At 67.7% G+C, this 21,260-nt stretch carries 20 protein-coding genes; 5 read left to right on the top strand and 15 right to left on the bottom strand.

The features are described 5' to 3' along the window. Nucleotides 1-37 precede the first annotated feature (37 nt). Nucleotides 38-973: a type IV toxin-antitoxin system AbiEi family antitoxin domain-containing protein gene (locus ACQI46_RS23205; protein ID WP_427096404.1), complete on the top strand. Its 936-nt coding sequence runs from the start codon at nt 38-40 to the stop codon at nt 971-973. 23 nt (nt 974-996) lie between these two features. Here the strand turns inward: ACQI46_RS23205 and ACQI46_RS23200 are convergent, their stop codons facing one another. Continuing rightward, nucleotides 997-2,841 carry an acyl-CoA dehydrogenase gene (locus ACQI46_RS23200; protein ID WP_427096403.1) on the bottom strand — a complete coding sequence of 615 codons (1,845 nt, stop codon included), beginning with the start codon at nt 2,839-2,841 and terminating at the stop codon, nt 997-999. Nucleotides 2,842-3,111: 270 nt separating this feature from the next. Here ACQI46_RS23200 and ACQI46_RS23195 point away from each other — a divergent pair, with 270 nt between their 5' ends. Beyond that, nucleotides 3,112-4,362, top strand: a complete 1,251-nt coding sequence (locus ACQI46_RS23195) for a TetR/AcrR family transcriptional regulator (RefSeq protein WP_427096402.1) — start codon at nt 3,112-3,114, stop codon at nt 4,360-4,362. Here the strand turns inward: ACQI46_RS23195 and ACQI46_RS23190 are convergent. From ACQI46_RS23190 to ACQI46_RS23150, 9 genes are all read right to left on the bottom strand, one after another. Then, nucleotides 4,359-4,778 carry a hypothetical protein gene (locus ACQI46_RS23190; RefSeq protein WP_427096401.1) on the bottom strand — a complete coding sequence of 140 codons (420 nt, stop codon included), beginning with the start codon at nt 4,776-4,778 and terminating at the stop codon, nt 4,359-4,361. The two genes, ACQI46_RS23195 and ACQI46_RS23190, sit on opposite strands and share 4 nt — an antisense overlap. A 1-nt stretch (nt 4,779) precedes the next feature. Next, nucleotides 4,780-5,805 (bottom strand): phosphotransferase family protein, encoded by a 1,026-nt coding sequence (locus ACQI46_RS23185; protein WP_427096400.1) that lies wholly within the window; start codon nt 5,803-5,805, stop codon nt 4,780-4,782. A 25-nt stretch (nt 5,806-5,830) separates the two neighbouring features. Beyond that, nucleotides 5,831-6,607 carry an SDR family NAD(P)-dependent oxidoreductase gene (locus ACQI46_RS23180; protein ID WP_427096399.1) on the bottom strand — a complete coding sequence of 259 codons (777 nt, stop codon included), beginning with the start codon at nt 6,605-6,607 and terminating at the stop codon, nt 5,831-5,833. Then, complete coding sequence (locus ACQI46_RS23175; protein ID WP_427096398.1) at nt 6,607-7,746, bottom strand: acyl-CoA dehydrogenase family protein; 1,140 nt, start codon at nt 7,744-7,746, stop codon at nt 6,607-6,609. The genes ACQI46_RS23180 and ACQI46_RS23175 overlap by 1 nt, the downstream gene beginning before the upstream one ends. Then, entirely contained in the window at nt 7,739-9,286 is a 1,548-nt protein-coding gene (locus ACQI46_RS23170) for an AMP-binding protein (RefSeq protein ID WP_427096397.1), read from the bottom strand. Before ACQI46_RS23170 ends, ACQI46_RS23175 begins: the two co-directional genes overlap by 8 nt. Nucleotides 9,287-9,303: 17 nt before the next feature. Beyond that, on the bottom strand, nt 9,304-10,287 hold the full coding sequence (locus ACQI46_RS23165) for a DUF7065 domain-containing protein (RefSeq protein WP_427096396.1): 984 nt from the start codon (nt 10,285-10,287) through the stop codon (nt 9,304-9,306). A 25-nt stretch (nt 10,288-10,312) separates the two neighbouring features. After that, nucleotides 10,313-11,182, bottom strand: coding sequence for an enoyl-CoA hydratase-related protein (locus ACQI46_RS23160; RefSeq protein ID WP_427096395.1), 870 nt, complete (start codon nt 11,180-11,182; stop codon nt 10,313-10,315). Further along, nucleotides 11,179-12,006 (bottom strand): SDR family NAD(P)-dependent oxidoreductase, encoded by an 828-nt coding sequence (locus tag ACQI46_RS23155; RefSeq protein WP_427096394.1) that lies wholly within the window; start codon nt 12,004-12,006, stop codon nt 11,179-11,181. The genes ACQI46_RS23160 and ACQI46_RS23155 overlap by 4 nt, the downstream gene beginning before the upstream one ends. 396 nt (nt 12,007-12,402) lie before the next feature. Then, entirely contained in the window at nt 12,403-13,284 is an 882-nt protein-coding gene (locus tag ACQI46_RS23150; RefSeq protein WP_427096393.1) for an aminodeoxychorismate lyase, read from the bottom strand. A 51-nt stretch (nt 13,285-13,335) separates the two neighbouring features. Between ACQI46_RS23150 and ACQI46_RS23145 the strand changes: the two genes are divergently transcribed. Further along, nucleotides 13,336-14,409 carry a YgfZ/GcvT domain-containing protein gene (locus ACQI46_RS23145; protein WP_427096392.1) on the top strand — a complete coding sequence of 358 codons (1,074 nt, stop codon included), beginning with the start codon at nt 13,336-13,338 and terminating at the stop codon, nt 14,407-14,409. Nucleotides 14,410-14,555: 146 nt separating this feature from the next. Continuing rightward, a complete protein-coding gene (locus ACQI46_RS23140) occupies nt 14,556-14,729 on the top strand; it encodes a DUF3073 domain-containing protein (protein WP_427096391.1) in 174 nt (57 codons plus the stop codon). A gap of 33 nt (nt 14,730-14,762) precedes the next feature. Here ACQI46_RS23140 and purM read toward each other — a convergent pair whose 3' ends face one another. Then, entirely contained in the window at nt 14,763-15,836 is a 1,074-nt protein-coding gene (gene purM / locus ACQI46_RS23135) for a phosphoribosylformylglycinamidine cyclo-ligase (RefSeq protein ID WP_427096390.1), read from the bottom strand. A gap of 101 nt (nt 15,837-15,937) precedes the next feature. On the opposite strand from purM, the gene ACQI46_RS23130 reads away from it, so the two are divergent. Continuing rightward, a complete protein-coding gene (locus ACQI46_RS23130; RefSeq protein WP_427096389.1) occupies nt 15,938-16,915 on the top strand; it encodes an NAD(P)H-binding protein in 978 nt (325 codons plus the stop codon). A 22-nt stretch (nt 16,916-16,937) separates the two neighbouring features. On the opposite strand, the gene purF is transcribed toward ACQI46_RS23130, so the two are convergent. From purF to ACQI46_RS23110, 4 genes are all read right to left on the bottom strand, one after another. Next, nucleotides 16,938-18,479: an amidophosphoribosyltransferase gene (purF, locus tag ACQI46_RS23125; RefSeq protein WP_427096388.1), complete on the bottom strand. Its 1,542-nt coding sequence runs from the start codon at nt 18,477-18,479 to the stop codon at nt 16,938-16,940. Between the two features lie 87 nt (nt 18,480-18,566). Then, nucleotides 18,567-18,959 (bottom strand): sterol carrier family protein, encoded by a 393-nt coding sequence (locus ACQI46_RS23120; RefSeq protein WP_427096387.1) that lies wholly within the window; start codon nt 18,957-18,959, stop codon nt 18,567-18,569. Between the two features lie 4 nt (nt 18,960-18,963). After that, nucleotides 18,964-19,590, bottom strand: a complete 627-nt coding sequence (locus ACQI46_RS23115; protein ID WP_427096386.1) for an Rv0804 family intramembrane glutamic endopeptidase — start codon at nt 19,588-19,590, stop codon at nt 18,964-18,966. Beyond that, nucleotides 19,587-21,254 carry an alpha/beta hydrolase gene (locus ACQI46_RS23110; protein ID WP_427096491.1) on the bottom strand — a complete coding sequence of 556 codons (1,668 nt, stop codon included), beginning with the start codon at nt 21,252-21,254 and terminating at the stop codon, nt 19,587-19,589. The genes ACQI46_RS23115 and ACQI46_RS23110 overlap by 4 nt, the downstream gene beginning before the upstream one ends. Nucleotides 21,255-21,260: the final 6 nt, after the last annotated feature.

The following is a 21,260-nucleotide window of genomic DNA, read 5'->3' as shown; positions in this document are numbered from 1 at the left end:
CTGTCCACCCAAGACCTGCTCCGCGAGGATCGAACGCGTGGACATCGACGAAGTACTGCACCTGCAGTGCGGCGTGATCGCGCGTCGGCAGGTACTCGTCGCCGGCCCGTCTGACCACGACATTCGGCGACTGCTGCGGCGTCGACAGTGGGCGCGCGTCCACGACGGCGTGTACGTCGATCACACCGGTCCGTTGACCTGGCGACAACGCGCATGGGCCGCGGTCCTGTACGCCGCACCGGCGGCGCTGTGCCTGGAGTCGGCGCTGTCGGAACAAGGTGCGCTGATCCACGTCGCGGTCGACCGCAAACGCGCGATGCTGACCGAACCGACGGGTGTCCGGATCCACCACCTCGCGCACCTGGACGAGCGGGCGCTCTGGAACGTCGGCCCACCGCGGCTGAGGTACGAAGAAGCCGCGCTCGATGTGGCGTGCGAGGCAGCCTCGGAGTTCGAGGCGATCGCAGTGTTGGCCAACGCTTGTCAATCCCGACGCACCACCGCGATACGGCTACTGGCTACCTTGGACGCCCGCCGGCGGATACCGCGCCGACGCCGGCTGCGTGCCGTGCTCGTCGACATCGCGGAGGGCAGCTGCTCGGTCCTCGAAAGGGCCTATCTGCAAAGAGTGGAGCGGGCCCACGGCCTACCTCGGGCAGTCCGACAACGCCGGTCGGCATCCTCGGCGGGTGTGAGCTTCCGCGACGCCGAGTACGGTCAACGCCTGATCGTCGAACTCGACGGCCGCCTTTTCCACGATTCGGCAACCGCGCGGAACCGGGATCTCCAGCGCGACCTCGATGCCGCGGTCGACGGCCGATTCACCGTCCGCCTCAGCTACCAGCAGGTGATCGACCGCCCGTGCCAGACGGCGAACAAGATCGCGCAGTTGATGACTCGACTCGGCATCGCGGTGGACGGCCGGGCCTGCGGGCCGGGGTGTGCGTTCGGTCGCCGCGACCTCGCGGCGTGACGACGGCCCGCGGGTCCGAAACCTCAGAACGCCGCTTCGTCGAGCTCCATCACGTAATCGCCTACCGCCAGCGCGGCCTCGCGCTGGGCCGAGACCATGGGCAGCACCTCCTGAGCGAAGAACCGTGCAGCGGCGATCTTGCCCTGGTAGAACGGGACGTCCGCCCCACTCGCACCCGAAGCCAAAGCCCGGGCGGCGATCTGAGCGCCCCTCAGCAGCAGCCATCCGACCACCAGGTCGCCGAGGGCGTAGAGCAGCCGCGTCGCGTTGAGGCCCACACGGTAGGTGTATGCGGCGTCCTTCGCCCCGGCAGCGACGTCGCCGATCATCTTCTCGACGATGGCCTCCACATCCGACACCGCCCGACCCAGCAGCACTGACTCGGTCGCAAGCTCGGCCGTATCCGGCGCGGCGACGAAACCCTTGATTTCGTCCAGAAGATGCGTCAACGCCCGGGAGCGGTCACGAACGATCTTGCGGAAGAACAGGTCCTGGGCCTGGATCGCCGTCGTGCCTTCGTACACGGTGTCGATCTTGGCGTCGCGGACGTACTGCTCGACCGGGTACTCCTGCAGGTAGCCGGAACCGCCGAAAACCTGCAGCGATTCGGTGCCCAGTTGCACCCAGGACCGCTCCGACCCGTAGCCCTTGACGATCGGCAGCAGCAGGTCGTTGACGGACTCGGCCAGACTGGTGTCGGCACCAGCGGCGGTCTGCACTGCGATCTCGTCCTGCCACACCGCGGTATAGAGCACCAGCGACCGTAGGCCCTCGCTGTAGGCCTTCTGGGACAGCAGCGAACGGCGCACGTCCGGGTGCCGGGTGATCGCCACCCGCGGCGCCGCCTTGTCCGCTGCCTGTGCCAGGTCCGCCCCCTGGATCCGCTGCTTGGCATAGTCCAGTGCGTTGAGGTAGCCGGTGGACAGGGTGGCCAAAGCCTTGCAGCCCACCATCATTCGCGCGTCCTCGATCACCTCGAACATCTGGGCAATGCCGTCGTGCTTCTCACCCAGCAGCCAACCGCGGGCCGGGGCGTCATCACCGAGTGCCATCTCGCAGGTGGTGGACACGTTCATGCCCATCTTCTTCTCGACGTTCGTCGCGTAGATCCCGTTGTGCTCGCCGGTGAGTTCGCCGGTTTCCAGATCGAAGTCGTATTTCGGGACCAGGAACAGGCTCAACCCCTTGGTGCCGGGGCCGCCGACTCCGTCGACCCCCACCGGACGGGCCAGCACGAGGTGGATGATGTTGTCCGCCAGATCGTGTTCGCCGGCGGTGATGAATCGCTTGACGCCGTGCAGGTTCCACGTGCCGTCGGCATTGGGTACGGCACGGGTTCGCGCGGCACCGACGTCGGAGCCGGCGTCGGGCTCGGTCAGCAACATGGTTGCGCCCCAGTGGTTGTCGACGGCGATCTGGGCGATCTTCTTGTCACGGTCGGTGCCGTGCCGCCACACCACGCGCGCAGCCGTCGGGATCCCGACGTAGGTCCACAGCGCGGGGTTGGCGCCCATCACGAATTCGGCCAAGGCCCAGTTCAACGAGTTCGGAGCATTGGTGCCGCCCAACTCGGGCAGCACCCGTAGCCGCCACCATTCGGCGTCCATCCAGGTCTTGTACGTCGCGGCGAACTCAGGTGTCACCGTGACGGTCTTGGACGACGGGTCGTAGACCGGGGGATGCCGGTCGGCCGCCTCGAAGGACTCCGCGAGGTCTTCTCGCGCGAGCCGGTCCACCTCGCGCAGGATGAACTTGGCCGTGTCGAGGTCGACCTCCTCGTAGGGCGCCGCGCCGAAGAGCGGTCCGCGATCGAACAACTCGAAGAGATTGAACTCGACGTCTCGCAGATTGCTCTTGTAGTGACCCATGGCGATATTTCTCCCAACCTGTCGGCTCTGTCTGTCATTGGGGTGACCGACCGACTACGGACGGCCGGCGGTCCGGCGGTGAACCGAAACTATGGTGCGCTCCGGCCAGATTGCCGTCATCAACACAGATAATACGGTCTATAGTTAATAGAGAATATAGTAGATGTGGGTCGGTCTGGGTAGGCTCGGAGGTACTGCTGTTCGGCCCGAGTTCTTCCGCGGCGGTGATGCGACACTGGTCTGATGGCCCCGCGGATGGGAAAGAGTGAGATGTCACGATCGACGGCGACGCGCGCCGACACCGTGAAATCCACGCTGCGCTCGTCGGCCCGCGGTGTTCAACGCACCGAGCAGGTCGCCCGCGCCGCTGCTCACCTGTTTCAGGAGTTCGGATACCAGAACGTCAGCATCGACCGAATCGGCTCCGCCGTCGGCCTGACCGGGCCGGCCGTCTACCGCCATTTCAAGGGAAAGCACGACATCCTCGTGCACGCCCTGATGAGCCAGGTCAAGCTCCTCGAGCAGTTGCACACCCTCGCGGACGAGGAGGCCACCACCGCTCACGAGCAGGTGCAGCTGCTGATCGCGGGACTCTGCGACCTGACCGCGAACGGCAACGAGGCCACGCTGTGGCGCCGTGAGCGTCGGCACCTCGGACCGGATGAACTCGAGTTGTTCCGAGGTTATTTCACCGCCAATCACGACTTGATCGCCGCCAAGATCGCACAGCTGCGGCCCGAGGCGGGTGCCCGAAAGGCGGACCTCCTCGGCTTCGCGGTGCTGGCCATGTTCTCCAACACCCCGAACATTCGCGGCAACCTGTCCGCCGAACGTCTGCAGGAACTGCAGGCGGCCATGGCCTGGGGGCTGATCGACTGCGAGCTTCCCGACGCAGCCCCGGACGAAGCGCCGGCAGCGCCTCTCCCGGATCGGCAGCCGGCAGGCCGCCGCGAGCGGATCATCGACGCCGCGGCCCGATTGTTCAACGAGCGCGGCTTCTACGACGTGCGCATCGACGACATCGCCAAGGCCTCCGACATGTCGACCGCCACGCTGTACCAGCACATGTCCGGCAAGACCGAGGTGCTGCGCGCGGTCCTGGAACGCGGCGCCGAAGGCCTGCTGTACGTGACCGCCGACGTGCTCGCATACGCCACGACACCCGAACAGGTGCTGAATGCCCTGATTTCGAGCTATATCCAGCAGGCACTTGGTGTTTACGGCCGAATCATGCAGATCCTCGCCTCCGACCTGCTCTATCTGCCCGAAGACGAACAGGTTGCGTTGCGGAACGCTCAGCGCGAGTACGTGGCCGAATGGGTCGAGGCCATCATGGCCCTCTCCGATCGGTTGACGGCCGCCGACGCCCGTGCACTGGCGCAGGCCGCGATCGCCGTGGTCACCGACGTGTCGCAGGATCCTCGGCTCCGGCAGCGACCCGGACTCGCCGACGAACTGGCCACCGTGGTCCGGGCCATGGTGTTGCCGCCCGACCTCACCTCGGCCGCGGTGACGGATTAATCCGGCAGTCCCCGCCGCAGTCCGGGGGAGATCTCGGCGTCGATGTCCGCCGCGGTGAATTCGGCGACGGCGGTGACGATCGAGGGATCCGATCCGTCGGTGTACGCCGATGCGAGCGCATCCGCGATGGACGCGCGGTGCTCGCGCAGCGCATCGAGATCACCGGTCTTGGCGGGAGGTGTTGCGGTTCCGGTCGGCTGCCCCAACGCGGCACCGAGGTCGGCGGTGCGTGACGCCGAAGCGGCGAGCGGGCCCGGGTCCCAGGCCAGCCGGCCCTGCAGGCTGTCGAGCATCTCGATGACGCTGAGCAGTTCACTGCGTGCGTCGCCGGATTCGATCGCCGGCAGCACCCGTTCGGCCAGAGTGTCGCGGATGGTCTGCTGTACCTGGCTCAGATCCAGTGCGTAGATGGTCATCTCAGGATCCCCACTCTCCGTCGCGCAGCATCTGGTTGAGCCAGCCCAGGCTGTAGTAGACGCTGTGTGCCATGTTGGCGTACCGAAGTTCACGACGGTCGCCGCGTTCGAAGATCGCGACCGCTTGCAGGCAGCCGATCGCGGTCTTCGCCAGGGACTGCACCGCCCACCAGTTCAGTGTCGTCTGCTCGGGACGCCACCCCGCCGCCTCGGCGTACTCGTCGAGGAACTCGTCGACATGTAGCAGCTTGCAGGCCAGTGGCGAGCGGCCCCTGGAGGTGCGCTGGAAGAACCAGGCCAGGTCGGCCACCGGGTCGCTGAAGTGCGCGGTCTCCCAGTCGAGGATGCCCACCAAAGCGCCATTGTCGGGTTGTACGACGAGATTCCCGACCCGGAAGTCGTTGTGCACCAGTGATACCCGCCCCGAGACGTGGTCGGCCCGGTGATCCAGCCAGGCCAGCGCCAGGTCCAGGATCGGGATGCGGATGGAGGCGACCTCCTCGTACGTGCGTCGCCACTGGTTGTTCTCTGCGCGTCCGGTATCCCCCGGCGCGGGCGGCGCATCGAGTTCGGGCAGGTTCAACGAATCCGGAGCGGCGGCGTGCAATGTCGCCATTTCCCGCGCCACCCGGCGCCCGAGGGCTGCGCGGTCGTCGCCGTCGACAATCTGCCGGGTGACGTTGTGCGGCAACGGCACCGCGCCGACCAGTCGCTCCATCACGAAGAATCCGCGGTTTCCCGCCTCGGTGACCCGGTGGGCGATCACACCGGGTACCGGCAGCCCGAGTCCGGCAGCGGCGCGCAGCAGCGCGACCTCACGCGCCACGTCGTAGCTGCCCACGATGCCGCTGAGGGGTTCGCGCTTCACGGCGAAAGAGGCGCTGCCGCCATCCCACTCGGCGGTGACCAGGTAGGTCTCCCACGAGTTGCCCTCGGCGCGTCGGTCGACCTCGACGAGTTCGACCGAGCGGCCCCCGGCCACTGCTGTGCTGAGCGACTCCGCCAGCTCAGCGAGGAAATCTGTCATGCCTCAACTCCCCTCCGCATCGCGGCTAAACCACCTGGACTGCGCGGCCGCCACCGTCGACGGTGATGCGTTGCGCGGTCACGTAGGACGCGTCGTCGGAGACGAGATAGGCGACGGCACCGGCGACATCGGCGGGGGTGCACACCCGGCCGAACGGGTATGACGCGGCGATGTCCTCCATCGCCCCTCCCCCGGTCGCGGCCTTCACGAGGCGTCGGCCCATCTCGGTCTCCACCAGTCCCGGGGCCACGATGTTCGCGCGGATCCCGTGCGCGCGCTCCTCTTGCGCGATCGTCCGGATGCACATCTCCATGGCGGCCTTGGCCATCGTGTACGGCGCGGCCAGCGCCGGCGCCTCGGCGACCGTACTGCTGGACACCATCACCACGTCGCCGCGCCGAGCCGCGCGCATGTCGGGCAGTACGCGCTGCAGCAGATGGATCGGGCCCAACGCGTGAACCTGCAGCAGGGACAGGAAGTCCGCCGCCGGTGTGTCACCGACAGACTGGCCCTTGCTCGCGGTTCCCGCGTTGCTGACCACGATGTCCACCGGTCCCAGATCGGAGCGCACGGCCTCGACCATCGCATCCACAGCAGCCTCGTCGTCGATGGCCGCTCCGTAGGCCCGGGCCCGTCCGCCCGCGGCGACGATCTCGGACACCACCTCGTCGGCGGCGCCCGCCTCTCGGCGGTAGTTCACCGCGACCGCTGCTCCGTCGGCGGCCAGGCGCAGTGCGATGGCCCGTCCCACACCGCGGGAACTACCCGTGACCACTGCTATCCGTCCGTCCAATCGGGACATCAACCCACCACCGCTCGTCCGACGAGGTCCTTCATGACCTCGTTCGCTCCGCCATAGATCCGCTGGATGCGGGCATCGCGCCACATCCGGGCTATCGGATACTCCTCCATATAGCCGTAACCACCGAACAACTGCAGGACGCGGTCGAGGACCTCCCACTGCAGTTCCGTCGCTTTGTATTTCACACCGGCCGCCTCGGCTGCGGTCAGCTCGCCGTCGTTGAGCGCCAGCACACAGCGGTCGACGTACTCGCCCAGCACCGCGATGTCGGTGTGCATCTCGGCGACCTGCATACGAACCGACTGCAGTTGCGCCAACGGTCCGCCGAACGCGTCGCGCTGACGTACATGCTCGAGGCCCAATTCCAGGGCGTGCCGCGCCGAGGCGACGGCCGCCACCGCAATCGACAGCCGTTCGCGGGGCAGATTCACGATGGCGCAACCGAATCCGCGTCCCGGCTCGCCGATGATGTTCGCCACAGGCACACGGCAGTCGGTGAAGAACAACTCAGCGGTGTCCTGGGCCTTGCGACCGATCTTGTGCATCGGGCGACCGCGCTCGAATCCCGGAGTGCCGTTCTCGACTGCGACGAAGGTGGTGCCGCGCCCGTCGCGTTCGCCGGTGCGCACCAGCACGATCGCCAGATCGCAGGTCGCGCCGCTGGTGATGAACGTCTTCTGGCCGTTGAGGATCAGGTGGTCCCCCTCGCGGCGGCCGGTGCTCTTGATGGCCGCCAGGTCCGAGCCCGCCCCGGGTTCGGTCAGGCCGAGCGCGGTGACGCAGTCGCCGCGGGTGAATGCCGGCAGCCATCGTTGTTGCTGTTCGTCGGTGGCCAGGTCGCGCAGATACGGCACGATGATGTCGTTCTGCATCGAGAACAGGTCACCGACCATGCCCGAAGCCACGATTTCCTCGGTCATCACGGCGTTGTACCGGAAATCGGCGATGCCCAGACCGCCGAATTCGGGGGCGAACTCGAAGCCCAGGAACCCGCCTTCGCCGGCGGCACGGATGAACGCACGGTCGACGGTACCGGCTTCTTCCCACGCCTCGACGTGCGGTACGGCGGCGTGGTCGATGAACGCGCGGAACGCCTTGCGGAAGGCCTCGTGCTCCTCGTTGTAGAGCGTCCTACGCACTGGCCATGTCCTTCCAATATCGGTCCCGCAGTTGACGTTTGTACAGCTTGCCGGTGGGTAGCCGCGGCATTTCGTCGATGAAGTCGAACGACTTGGGGCACTTGAACCGGGCCAGGTGCTCCAGGCAGAACTCGCGCAGGCGCTGCGCGAGGTCGGGAGTCCCGCCGTCGGGGTCCAACGGCTGGATGACGGCCTTGACCGCCTCCCCGAAGTCCTCGTCCGGGACACCGAAGACCGCGGCGTCCATCACCTCGGGGTGGGTGATGAGCAGGTTCTCGATCTCTTGCGGGTAGATGTTCACCCCACCGGAGATGATGACGAACGCCTGCCGGTCGGTGAGGAACAGGAACCCGTCTTCGTTGAGGTACCCGATGTCACCGATCTTCGACATCGTGCCGGTGGGATCCTGTGCTTCAGCGGTCTTCTCGGGATCGTTGAGATATTCGAACGAGCTGTTGCCGCCGCGGAACCAGATGTTCCCGGGGGATCCGACCGGCAGCTCGTTGCCGTCGTCGTCGCGAATCACGATTTCCCCGAAGAACGCCTTGCCGACCGTGCCTGGGTTGGCCAGCCATTCCTCGGGCGTGCAGCCACAGGTCCCGTTGGCCTCGGTGCCGCCGTAGTATTCGTAGATGACCGGACCCCACCAGTCGAGCATCTGCTGCTTGACCTGCCTCGGGCACGGCGCGGCGCCGTGCACCACGGCTTCCAGCGACGAGTAGTCGTACTTGTCGCGGACATCCTTGGGCAGCTTGAGTACTCGCGAGAACATCGTCGGCACCACCATGGTGTGGGTGACGCGGAACTCGTCGATCAAGGCCAGGAACTGCTCGGCGTCGAAGCGCTCCATCACGATATGGGTGGCCCCCAACCGAAGACCGATGGAGATGCTCGACTGCGGTCCGGAGTGGTACAGCGGTGCGGTCGACAGGAACGTCATGCCCTCGCGCATCCGGAACAGGCGCTTGCCCATCTCCTCGATGCCCAGTTGTTCCTGCGGCGGGACATCGGGCAGGTGCCGCTTGACGGCCTTGGGCCGACCGGTGGTGCCCGAGGAGTAGAACATCGGGGTGCCGAGACGCTCGTCGTCACCGGGTGTCTGGGGGCACGGTTCGATGGCCGCGGCGAAGTCCGCAAACGGGGCAGGCGGCGCCGTCTCGCCGATGACGAGCCAGTGCTCCACCTTGGGGCACCGGTGCGGAAACCCGTTGGCAACCGGGAGTTTGGCGGCGGTGGTGATCACCAGTCGAGCGCCGCAGTCATCGATGATGTAAGCGGCTTCGTCGACCGCCAGGAAAGAGTTGACCGGCGTGTAATACAGTCCGCAGCGCTCGGCGGCCGACATCGTCACGATCATGTCCACATGGTTCTCGGCGAAGATCGCGATATGGTCGCCGCGCTGCAGACCGAGTCCGCGGAGGTAGTTGGCCACACGGTTGGCGCGCTCGTCGAAGTCACGGTAGGTGAGGGTCTCCCGACTGCCCGCCATGATCACTGCCGGGCGGTCGGGATCCTCGTGAACGTGGCGTCCGGGGTACATGCTCGACTCCTCGCCCGCTACTTGATCGGGCGCAGGAATTCGGCGATACCCCAACCGCCCTGGCCGTTGGCGTACCGGACCGACATCTGCCCCATGCGGGCCGCACGGTCGGCTGTGCGTTGGGTGACCGGGACGAAGTGGTTGATCGAGCCGTCGAGCACCATCAACGGCAATCCCTCCGCGGTGATCACCGCGGTGTTCCGTCCCGAATACGTTGCCTCACCGGCGTAATCGGTGTACACGGTGTAGTCGCGGATGGGATGGAAAACTCCGTCGGGAGTGACGACCACACCTCCGGACGCCCGTTCGCCGTTGGGTTCGAATTCACCGTACGCGGTGATCGCCGTGCCGTCGGCGAGCCAGGCCGCCAGCCACTCTCCGTTGTAGGACGCCCACTCTCGCGGACCCCACGAGTGGTCCCGGAACGACGTGGCACGGTCCACCTGCCAGGTGGTCCCGCCCACTCGTACCGATCCGCTGACGTGACCGAATTGTTCATAGTGATCGGTGGCGATCTGGGAACTACCCGGGGTGCAGTCCCCGTCCTCGGCGATCGTGAACATCGGCACCGACGCTTCGAACGTCAGCGCGATCTCACATTCCAGCGACGGGGCATTCTTCAGCGCCTGCCGGCCGCGGTCCGCCAGCAGGGATGGCGTGCTGATCAGCGCGACGGTGTTGCGGTAGTTCACCTCCCAGGTGCGGGTGGCTTCCCTGGGTACGATCTCCAGCCCCTGTGTCGACCAGCGGTCGTTGGTTTCGTTCGGCTGACGACCAGCCCGCAGCGCGATGCGACCGCCGGGCAGGGTCAGCTGCACGGTCGCCTCGGAGTAGCCCATGGTGGGGCGGTTCCCGATCCGCATCAGCGCGCTGACTTCGCTCACCGGGTCGACGAAGTTGACGTAGACGCTCTCGTTGTAGTTCGCGATTCCCGCTGGGTCGTGGGTGAATTCGGCGTCCGCCCCGTACTGGCATGCGGTGAATGGCGCTGGTGTGTCCATGCGGGCCTCCGTGTGCTGCTGGTCGTCAGAAGTAGTCGGCGGGATGGTCGTCGAGCGGCGGGAACACCGCGGGTCGGCGCTCCAGGAACGACACGACTCCTTCGTGCACATCCGCCGAGCGCAGTCGGCTGGCGTACACCCGTGACTCGTCCTCGGAGGCCGCCCGTGGCGTGGCATGTCCCCAGCTGCGGCCGAGCAGTCGGCGCGCCAGCGCGACCGAGGTCGGCGAGGTCTCCGTGACGAACACCCGCGCGTAGGCCAGGGCCTCCTCCAGCACCGACTCGGGTTCGACCACCTTGGTGAGCAGTCCGGCCTCGTAGGCCTCGGCGGCGTCGAACACCCGCCCACTGAGCACCCAGTCGGTGGCCCGCGTCAGGCCCACCAGTCGCGGCAGGAACCATGACGACGCACTCTCGGGCACCACGCCGCGGCGGGTGAACACGAATCCGAATCGCGAACGCTGCCCGGCGATCCGGACGTCGGCGGCGGCCATGATGGAAGCCCCGCCGCCGACGGCGTCTCCGTTGACAGCCGCGACGACGGGGGTCCTCATGTCGAACAGTCGCTCGCTGACCCGCCCGCCCGGCTCGCGGTAGCCGGTGGGGGTATGCCCGGCAGCGTCTTCTTCGAGCGCCTCGAGCAGGGTGTCCGGGCCGGTGAGCTCGGCGCCCACGCAGAAGTGGTCGCCGGACCCGGTCAGGACGACGGCGCGGACAGCCGGGTCACGGTCGGCGATGTCGAGTGCTTGCCAGAGGTCACGCAACATCTGATTGCGCAACGCATTTCGGCGCTGGGGTGCGTTGAAGCTGATGACCGCGATGCCGTCGTCGAAGCGGTAGTCGATCTCCTCGTAGGCCGGCGGCACGACGTGGCTCGCCGGACCCGTACCGGTCACGCTCCGCCGCTGCAGACCAGCGTCTGAGCGGTGATGTAGCTCGACTCCGGGGCGCACAGCAGGTACACCGCTCCGGCTGCCTCTTCGACCTCGCCGCCACGGCCGAGGGCGATCTGGGAGGTCACGGTCTCGTACACCGCCGGGTTGACCCCGACCTTGATCTCGCGACCGTCGACGTCGATGGTCTTCTCCTCGGTGGTCACCGTGGTGAGCCGGGTGTTGATCACGCCGTAGGCGATGGCGTTGACGGTGACGTTGTAGCGGCCCCACTCCTTGGCCAGCGTCTTGGTCATGCCGAGCAGGCCGGCCTTGGCGGTGGAGTAGTTGACCTGGCCCGGATTGCCCTGCATGCCCGAGATGGACGAGGTGTTGACGATGGCGCGGCGGTTGGCCTTCCCGTTCTCGGCCTTCTCCTTCTTGGCCAGCCCGGAGATCACCGGCTGGGCGGCGCGCAGGATCCGGAACGGTGCGGTCAGGTGCACGTCGATGATGTCGTTCCACTGCTGGTCGGTCATCTTCTGGATGACGTTGTCCCAGGTGTAGCCGGCGTTGTTGACGATGATGTCCAGTCCGCCGAAGTTGTCGACGGCGGCCGCGACGAAGCGGTCGGCGAACTCGGGGTCGGTGACGCTGCCGGGGCAGGCGACGGCCTGCCCGCCGGCGGCCTCGATGGCGGCGACGGTCTCTTTGGCCGGCTCGGCGTCGAGATCGTTGATGACGACCCGCGCACCCTCTGCGGCAAGTTTCTCGGCGACGGCGCGGCCGATTCCCCGCCCCGATCCGGAGACCAGTGCCACCTTGCCGTCAAGCTTTCCAGCCGTCACTTCAGCGTCCTTCCGCATAGCCCATCGTGTGTGATGTGAAGGCTAACTTCAGTTCGCACAACAGTCAACGGGCTATGAACTGGGATTTCTAGCCTTAACGTGAATCTGGAATATGCCTTGTCTGGAATTTCAGTCACGGCGTCGAAGGCTTCGGACCCCAGAAATGGAGCGGCCCCCGAGCCGTAATCCTCGGTCGGACACAACCAAGGGGCTCGGGGGCCGGGTGACTGCGGGGAATTCGCCAGCGCGCGCAGGTGTGCGTCAAGCGCTCCCCGGCGCTGCTAGCTCGCAGCCACCTCACATGTCCATAAGTCACTCAATTTGTCGGACCACCTCCTTCCCTGTGTACAGGCGAAGGTACTCGCGCACCGGCGGCGCGACAAGGGAATTACTCTCTCAGCGATCGTGCAGAACCGCGGCGTCGATCAGTTCGGTCATGTCGCCGGCCGCCGCGGCCTGCGGTAGCGCGACTCCGTCGAGGGTGTGCACGCGGGCGGCCAGAGTGATGCTCGACACCAGCCAGACCCCTTGCGCGGCAAGTAGATCGGCGGGCTTGAGCGCCTGGTAGTCGCAGTCGTAGCCGCTGTCGCGGGCCACTTCGAACAGAGCTTGCTGAGTGGTGCCGCGCAGGATCGGATACCACGGCGGCGGGGTGAGCAGGCACGGCCGGCCGTCGTCGGACACCGTGGCGATCACGACCGTCGAACGTGGTCCTTCGAGGACGAATCCGTCGGTGCTGACGAAGATCACGTCACCCGCCCCGCGTGCCTCGGCGTGCCGCAGCGCGGCCATGTTCACTGCGTAGGACAGCGTCTTGGCGCCGGCCAGCAGCCACGGCAGCTCGTCGATTCCGCGCGCGGACAGACCGCGCTCCAACGTCAGCGCCGCAAGCCCGTGTCGCCGCACCTCGGCCACCCGCGCCGGCAGCGCTCCGACGGTCACGTAGGCCGTGCCGTCTGGTGAGCTCTCGCGACCACGGCTGTACACCAGGCGCAGCACACCGTCGTCGGCGGTAGCCGACGTCCAGGCGTCGACCGCGACGGCGACCGCGGTGCGCCAGCGACCCAAGTCCGGCGCCGGCAGGTCCATCATCTGCGCCGAGTGCGAGAGCCGGTCCAGATGTGCCTCGAGCAGGCAGGGCCCGCCGTCACGCACCAGCATGGTCTCGAAGATTCCGTCGCCGCGCACCGCGGCAAGATCGTCGGCGTACAGCAGCGGAACCGTCGGATCGTGCAGCGCTCCGTCGAGCGTGACCACAACGCTGGGTCGGTCGGCCATGGGGCCAAAGCGTAGCCCCAGCCGCGGCCGCGGGAACCGTAGAGTTGACCTATGTCCGCTGTTCCCGCTCCCGATTCAGGTCCCGACGCCGGAGCCGTCTGGCATTACGGCGATCCGCTCGGCGAGCAACGGTCGGCCGCTGTCGGCGCCGTCGTCGTGGACCGCTCACACCGCGGTGTACTGACCCTGACCGGCGCCGACCGCAAGACGTGGCTGCACAGCATTTCCACCCAGCACGTCAGCGCCGTCGCCGACGGCTCGACCACCCAGAACCTGAGCCTCGATGGGCAGGGGCGCGTCGAGGACCACTGGCTGCAGGCCGAGTTCGACGGCCGCACCGTGCTCGACACCGAGCCGTGGCGAACCGAACCGCTGCTGACGTATCTGCGCAAGATGGTCTTCTGGTCCGACGTCGCGATCGAACCGGCCGAGATGTCCGTGCTCTCGCTACTGGGCCCTGAGGTCGCCGACCGGGCGGTCCTCGACGCACTCGGCCTGGCGGCGTTGCCGGACGACGGCACGGTGGCAGCAGTGGACGGCGGGGGTTTCGCACGTCGGCTTACCTCCGGGGGTGCGGACCTCGATCTGCTGGTTCCGCGATCAGACCGCCATCACTGGTGGGAGCGGCTGCTGGCGGCGCAGGTGCGGCCGGCCGGGGTGTGGGCCTATGAAGCGCACCGGGTCGCGGCCCGGATTCCCCGCCTGGGGGTGGACACCGATGAACGCACCATCCCGCACGAAGTCGGCTGGATCGGCGCGGCGGTGCATCTGGACAAGGGCTGCTACCGGGGCCAGGAGACCGTGGCGCGGGTGCACAACCTGGGCAAGCCGCCCCGGATGCTGGTGCAGCTGCATCTCGACGGGGACACCGAACGTCCGTCGCCCGGTGATCCGCTGCTGGCCGGCGGCCGTGCGGTGGGCCGGTTGGGCACCGTGGTCGACCACGTCGACGAGGGCGTGATCGCGCTGGCCCTGATCAAGCGTGGACTGCCGGCCGAGACCGAGTTGACCACGGGCGGGCAGGTGAGCTGCGCTGCGGCCATCGACCCGGACTCGGTGCCCGCCACCGATTCGGTCGGCGCCGGACGGCTGGCCGTCGAGCGGTTGCGTAGCGGTACTAAGTGAGAGCGCCCACAAAACCGCGCCGGGCTTGGAGGCCTGCCAGCGCCACGGCGTCAGGCACGGTAAGGTGTCGGCAGGACAATAAACACATTCAGATCGGAGCCGCCTAGTAATTGGGCCGCTCCGTTATTGCGCGAGGGGGTCCCCCCATGGGCCGCGGCCGGGCTAAGGCAAAGCAGACCAAGGTTGCACGTGAGCTCAAGTACAGCTCACCTCAGACAGACTTCGAGCGGCTTCAGCAGGAGTTGTCAGGGACTTCCCGTCTGGACGGCGACGGGGCGTCGGACGACGCCTGGGTCGAGGAGGACGACTGGCGCCGATAGGCTCCAGCCTCCTCGACGGTCCCACCGACCTCGTCAGAACCTGGGGTGCTGCCCCACGAGTACCGCACGGGCGCTGTCCTTACCGCCCTTCATGACGGTGCCCAGTGTCCAGCAGTCCAGGTGACGGGCGGTCAGCACGGCCAGCGCGCGATCGGTGTCCTCCGGCGCGACCACGGCCACCATGCCGACGCCCATGTTGAACGTCCGCTCCATCTCCGCGCGTTCGATCCGTCCGCGTTGAGCGATCATGCCGAACACCGGTGCCGGCGTCCACGTTCCGCGGTCCAGCTCAGCCATCAGTCCGTGCGGGATCACCCGCTCCAGATTGCCGGCCAGTCCGCCCCCGGTCACGTGGCAGAAGGTGCGCACCTGCGTTTCGGCCGCCAGTGCCAGACAGTCCTTGGCATAGATGCGGGTGGGCTCCAGGAGTTCTTCGCCCAGGGTGCGGCCGAACTCCTCGACATGGCCGGCGAGGTTCATGTGGTCGATCTCGAGGAGCACATGGCGGGCCAGTGAGTAGCCGTTGGAGTGCAGTCCGGTCGAGGCCATCGCGATGATCACGTCGCCGGGTTTGACCCGGTCGGGACCGAGCACGTCGTCGGCTTCGACGACGCCGATGCCGGTGGCCGAGATGTCGTAGTGGTCGGGCGCCATCAGACCGGGATGCTCGGCGGTCTCCCCGCCCAGCAGCGCACAGCCGGCCTGGACGCAGCCGTCGGCGATCCCGGAGACCAGCTCGGCGACGCGCTCGGGGACGGTGCGGCCCACGGCGATGTAGTCCTGCAGGAACAACGGCTCGGCCCCGCACACCACCAGGTCGTCGACGACCATCGCGACCAGGTCGATGCCGACGGTGTCGTGCTTGTCCATGGCCTGGGCGACCGCCAGCTTGGTGCCGACGCCGTCGGTCGACGACGCCAGCAGCGGCTCGCGGTAATCGCCGCGCAGCGCGAAGAGCCCCGCGAACCCGCCCAGACCGCCCCGCACCTCGGGGCGGGTGGCCTTCTTGGCGAGTGGCTTGAACAGTTCGACGGCGCGGTCACCGGCTTCGATGTCAACGCCCGCCGACGCGTAGGAAATGCCGTGTTGTTCGGCGCGTTCGGTCATCGGGTGCAAGGCTACCGCCCACCCATCAGTGTCGAACTCCCGGATTGCGGCAATCCAGGTCCGCATCGGCTCCGAACACCGGTAGACGAGCGGAGGACAAGATGTCAGCGCAGCAGACGACCTGCCTGGTGACCGGTGCCACCGGTTACATCGGGGGCCACCTGGTTCCCAAACTTCTGGACCGGGGTTTCACCGTGCGCGCCATGGCGCGCACGCCGGCCAAGCTCGACGGGACGCCGTGGCGCTCCGAGGTGGACGTGGTGCAGGGCGACCTGACCGACCCGGACTCCCTGACGGCGGCTTTCGACGGTGTGGACGTCCTCTACTACCTGGTGCACTCGATGGGGACGTCGCGCGACTTCGTGGCCGAGGAGGCCCGCTCGGCGCGCAACGTGGTCGCGGCCGCGCAGAAGGCCGGGATCAAGCGGGTGGTGTATCTCGGCGGACTGCATCCCGAGGGCGCCGAACTGTCCCGCCACCTCGCGTCCCGCGTGGAGGTCGGGGAGATCCTGCTCGACTCTCCGCTGGAGACGGTGGTGTTGCAGGCCGGCATCGTCATCGGTTCGGGCTCGGCATCGTTCGAGATGGTTCGGCATCTGACGGACCGGTTGCCGCTGTTGACGACACCCAAGTGGGTGCACAACAAGATCCAGCCGATCGCCATCGACGACGTGTTGCACTATCTCGCCGAGGCTGCGCGAGCGCCTGTTCCCGGCTCGAGGACATGGGACATCGGCGGTCCCGATGTGATGGAGTACGGCGATGCGATGCAGGTCTACGCCGAGGTCGCGGGTCTGCGCCGCCGGTTGATGGTGGTGCTGCCGTTCCTGACACCGACGATCGCCAGCTGGTGGGTCGGGTTGGTGACGCCGATCCCGGCCGGGCTGGCCCGCCCGCTGGTCGAGTCCCTCGAATGCGACGCGATCGCCGGAGAGCACGACATCGACGACGTGATCGCCCCACCGCCGGGCGGTTTGACGCGTTACCGCGACGCGGTCGAGCACGCGTTGCAGGAGGACGGCACCGTCGCCTCAGGTGGGCGCCGCCGGCTGTTGCGGTTCAGCCCGGCGCAGGGTTAGGACCTGCACGACGCCGGAGGCGTCAAGGACGACGCAGCGCCGATGCGTTGTCGTTGACGGTCTGCAGCGGGATCCCGGTGCGCGCCGCCGTGGCCAGCATGTGCTCGACGACGTTCTTGCCCAGCGCGGTCTCCCCCGGCAGCTCGATCGGGTAGTCGCCGTCAAAGCATGCCGAGCACAGCCGCGACGCGGGCTGTTCGGTGGCCGAGATCATTCCCTGCTGCGAGATGTAGCCCAGAGTGTCCGCACCGATGGCGTGCCGGACGGCTTCGAGCATCTCGTCGGGGTCGGCGTCGGCGTTGGACGCGTTGGCGATCAGCTCGGCCGGGGTGGCGAAGTCGATGCCGTAGAAGCACGGCCATTTCACCGGCGGTGAAGCGATCCGCACGTGCACCTCCACCGCGCCGGCTTCGCGCAGCATCCTGATCAGCGCGCGCTGGGTGTTTCCGCGGACGATCGAGTCGTCGACGACGATCAGCCGCTTGCCGCGGATGACTTCTTTGAGCGGGTTGAGCTTCAGCCGAATACCAAGTTGCCGAATCGTCTGCGACGGTTGAATGAAGGTGCGGCCGACGTAGGCGTTCTTCATCAGACCCTGACCGAACGGGATCCCGGACTCCTGCGCGTAGCCGACCGCGGCCGGAGTGCCCGACTCGGGGACGCCGATCACGAGGTCGGCGTCGACCGGCTTCTCGCGGGCCAGGCGCCGACCGATGTCGACGCGGGCAGCGTGCACCGAGCGACCACCGATCATGGAGTCCGGACGCGCCAGGTAGACATACTCGAACACACAACCTTTGGGCGACGGCGGCGCGAACCGGCTGGACCGGACTCCGTCGGCGTCGATGGCGAGCAGCTCGCCCGGTTCGATGTCACGGACGAACGAGGCGCCGACGATGTCGAGGGCGGCAGTCTCCGACGCCACCACCCAGCCGCGATCCAGGCGGCCCAACGACAGCGGCCGCACGCCGTACGGGTCGCGCGCCGCGTACAGGGTGTTCTCGTCCATGAAGGTCAGGCAGAACGCACCGCGCACGGTCGGCAGCAATTCCAGCGCGGCCTGCTCCAGCGAGGAGTCGGCGGCGCCGTGGGCCAGCAGTGCGCCCAGGATGTCGGAGTCGGTGGTCGCGACAGCCGCACCGCGCGGGCCCACCAGGCCTTCGTCTCGGGCGCGCGCCGCCAATTCCGCAGTGTTGACCAGGTTTCCGTTGTGGCCCAGCGCCACTCCGGTGCCCGCGGCGGTCGTGCGGAAGACCGGCTGCGCGTTCTCCCACGTCGTCGATCCGGTGGTGGAGTAGCGGCAGTGCCCCACGGCGACGTGGCCGGGCATGGCGGCCAACGTTTGCTCGTCGAACACCTGGCTCACCAGACCGAGATCCTTGAACACCAGAACTTGTGAGCCGTCAGCGACGGCGATGCCCGCGGCCTCCTGCCCTCTGTGCTGCAGCGCATACAGGCCGTAATAGGTGAGTTTGGCCACTTCTTCGCTGGGCGCCCAGACTCCGAATACTCCGCACTCTTCTCTGGGCTCGTTGTCCACGTCCGCGGACGGCTCGGCGGTCACAATCAGGCTGCTCCCTAAGGGCTGTGGGTGACATAAGCCAGTCTACGGGTCGAAGCGGGCTGCGACAGAATCGCGACCACATTGGATTCAGTCGGGCAACGTCACCACTGGCAGAGCGTCGGCGATCTCGCCTGCGCGGAAACCGGACAGCTGCAGCGTCCCGGTGGCTGCGGCGTCGTCGACCGTGAGCAGTCCGGTGGCCAGCAGCAGCCAGGTCCGCGGATCGGTTTCGACGACATTGGGTGGGTTGCCGCGGGTGTGTCGCGGACCTGCGATGCACTGCACGGCGACGAACGGCGGAACACGCACCTCCACTGCTGAACCCGGCGCCGTCGCGCTCAGCGTCCTGGCTGTCGTGCGTACGGCTTCGGCGAGTTCGCGACGCTCCGGGGTGGGTGCGTCCGGGTCGCGCAGCCATGCTGACACCGCCGCGACTGCGGCTCGGGTCTGTGCCGGATCGGCACCACGTCGAGTGGCCACCTCGTCAGCGTCCCAGATGACGGCGTTGAACTGCCACCGCCGCAACGGCTCCCGCCTCGTTGACGGCCAGGTGCGCGAGCATGGGCGCGGCAAGGCTGCCGGATCTGCGGTACAGCCAGGAGAACGCCGCACCGGCGACGCCGGTGACGACCACCGTGCCCAGGACCGGATCCCCACTTTCCCGGGCGTCGGGCACATGGCTCAGCCCGAAGACCAGTGCGGTCACGAGGTGGCCGGTTTTCGGTCCGAATGCTCGTGACGCGGCGCTGCCGAGCACGGCGCGATAGGCGACCTCCTCGGACCACACGGTGCCGAAGGGGATGCGCAGCAACAGCCAACGGCCCGGTCGCGACGGTAGGTCGCGCGTGGCCATACCGTCGCGTACCACACGAGCAGCGGTGCTGGTCGCGACTGCGCCGACCACGGGTGCCGCGGCGGCGGTCCCCCAGCGGAGACCGGTCCACAACGACGGCGGCCGCAGACCCAACGGTGCGCGGCCGAGGATTGCCATCGAAGCGCCGAACAGCATGTGTGGCAACGGGTTCCACCGCTGCGGTATGCGTGGCGACACCGCGCTCCAGGTGAGCAGCAGCGCCGAGAGCGCGAGGACCCGCGCGGCGTCCCTATTCACGCCACCGCGTCGGAGAGCCGGTCGTGCAGCACGTTTCGGATGCGCTCGGTGTCGTCGGGGGTCCATCCGGGCGGCGCCGCGACGCCGACCCAGCCGTCGAGGATGTAGTCGCCGTAGTTGTGGCCGTGCCCGCCCGGCGCCGACGCGGCGTTGGTCATGTCGGCGGCGACCTGCCAGAACGTGATGATCGGATACCACCGCATCGACGCTGTCCGGTCCCGGCCGGGCGGTTCGGCCAGCCAGTCGGGACGGGTGAACAGCAGATCCTGCGACCACCACACGATCGGGTCCGACGAGTGCTGCAGGAACAGCACCCGCGTGCCCTCCCACGGCGGCTGGGTGTCCGCCGCGATCAGGGCGGCGTCGTTGCCCTGGGAGAAGCGCACCGTGCGCCCGTTGTCGTAGCGGGGCTGCACCTCGGGTGTGCCGGGGTCCCGGCGCACGGTCAGGCCGTGCCACAGCGGGCTGGCGTTGGGCGGGCCGACCCACAGCACCGACGAGAAGCCCATGCGCGAGATGTCGGGCAGCCACTCGAAGGCGCCCTGCCCGGCCATCGAGCCCAAGCTCTCGCCGTAGAGCATCAGTCGTGGACGGCGATCCGGCGGTAGTTGCGCCCACCGCTGGTGAACGGCCTCGATCATCATGCGGCCGGACCGGATCGACTTCTCTTGGTCGCCGAGGAACGAAATCCAGCTCGGCAGAAACGAATACTGGCTTCCCACGATGGCGGTGTCGCCGTTGTACACCATTTCCATCGAGGCGGTCGCGACGGGGTTCAGCCATCCCGTGCCGGTGGTGGGCGCGATCACCAGCACCTCGCGGTCGAATGCGCCGGTGCGCTCCAATTCGCTTAGCAGCACCGCGATTCGGGCCTCGTCGGTGTCGGCGGTCTCGAGGCCCACATAAACCCGGACGGGCTCGAGCGCGGGACGGCCGTTGATCTGTTCGAGCTCCGCGGCGCTGGGCCCGCCTGCGACGAAGCTGCGGCCCTGATATCCCAGCGTCTCCCAGGACGCGAACGATTCAGGGCTGCCGGATCTTTCGGGCGCCTCGGGCTGTACCACCCCTTCCGCGGTGGTGGCATTCTGCGGCTGGAACACGCGGTTGGCGGCAGCGAAGAAGCCGCGTACCAGCACACCGTTGACCAGGGTGATGACCAGGACGACGACCACCGCAGTGCCGATCAGCAGCGCCAGTTCGTCGGACAGACGCCAGCGTCGGATCAATATGCGGGCCATCGTTTTGATGACGTCGATGACGACGCGGGTCACGGCCACGCAGACCGCAGCGACCGCGGCGGCCAGGGCCAGAGTCCGCAGATAGCTTGCGGTGCTCGGCCCCTGCAGGCCCATCAGTTCCGACACCTGCCGCTGCCAGCCGGCGGCGGGGATCACCATCAGCAGGCATGCTCCGACGGAGCCGACGAAGATCACCGCTTCCAGCGCGTGGGCGATGCGGGGCGGCGGGGGCCACCAGGAGCGCCGCTGGAGCAGGAACCGGTAGACCATGCGGCCGACGAACACGCCGATGCCGTATCCGATGGCGGCGGTCAGTCCGCCGACCAGGCCGCCGAACAGCCAGTCCCGGGGAAGAAGTGAGGGTGTGAGCGAGAGGCAGAAGAACAGCGCACCGAATGCGATGCCGGTGAAGTCCAGCCGCAGCATCCGCCA

Source organism: Mycobacterium sp. SMC-4 (genome assembly GCF_050205565.1).
Lineage (GTDB): Bacteria > Actinomycetota > Actinomycetes > Mycobacteriales > Mycobacteriaceae > Mycobacterium.
This window is presented reverse-complemented; position numbering and strand designations above follow the sequence as displayed.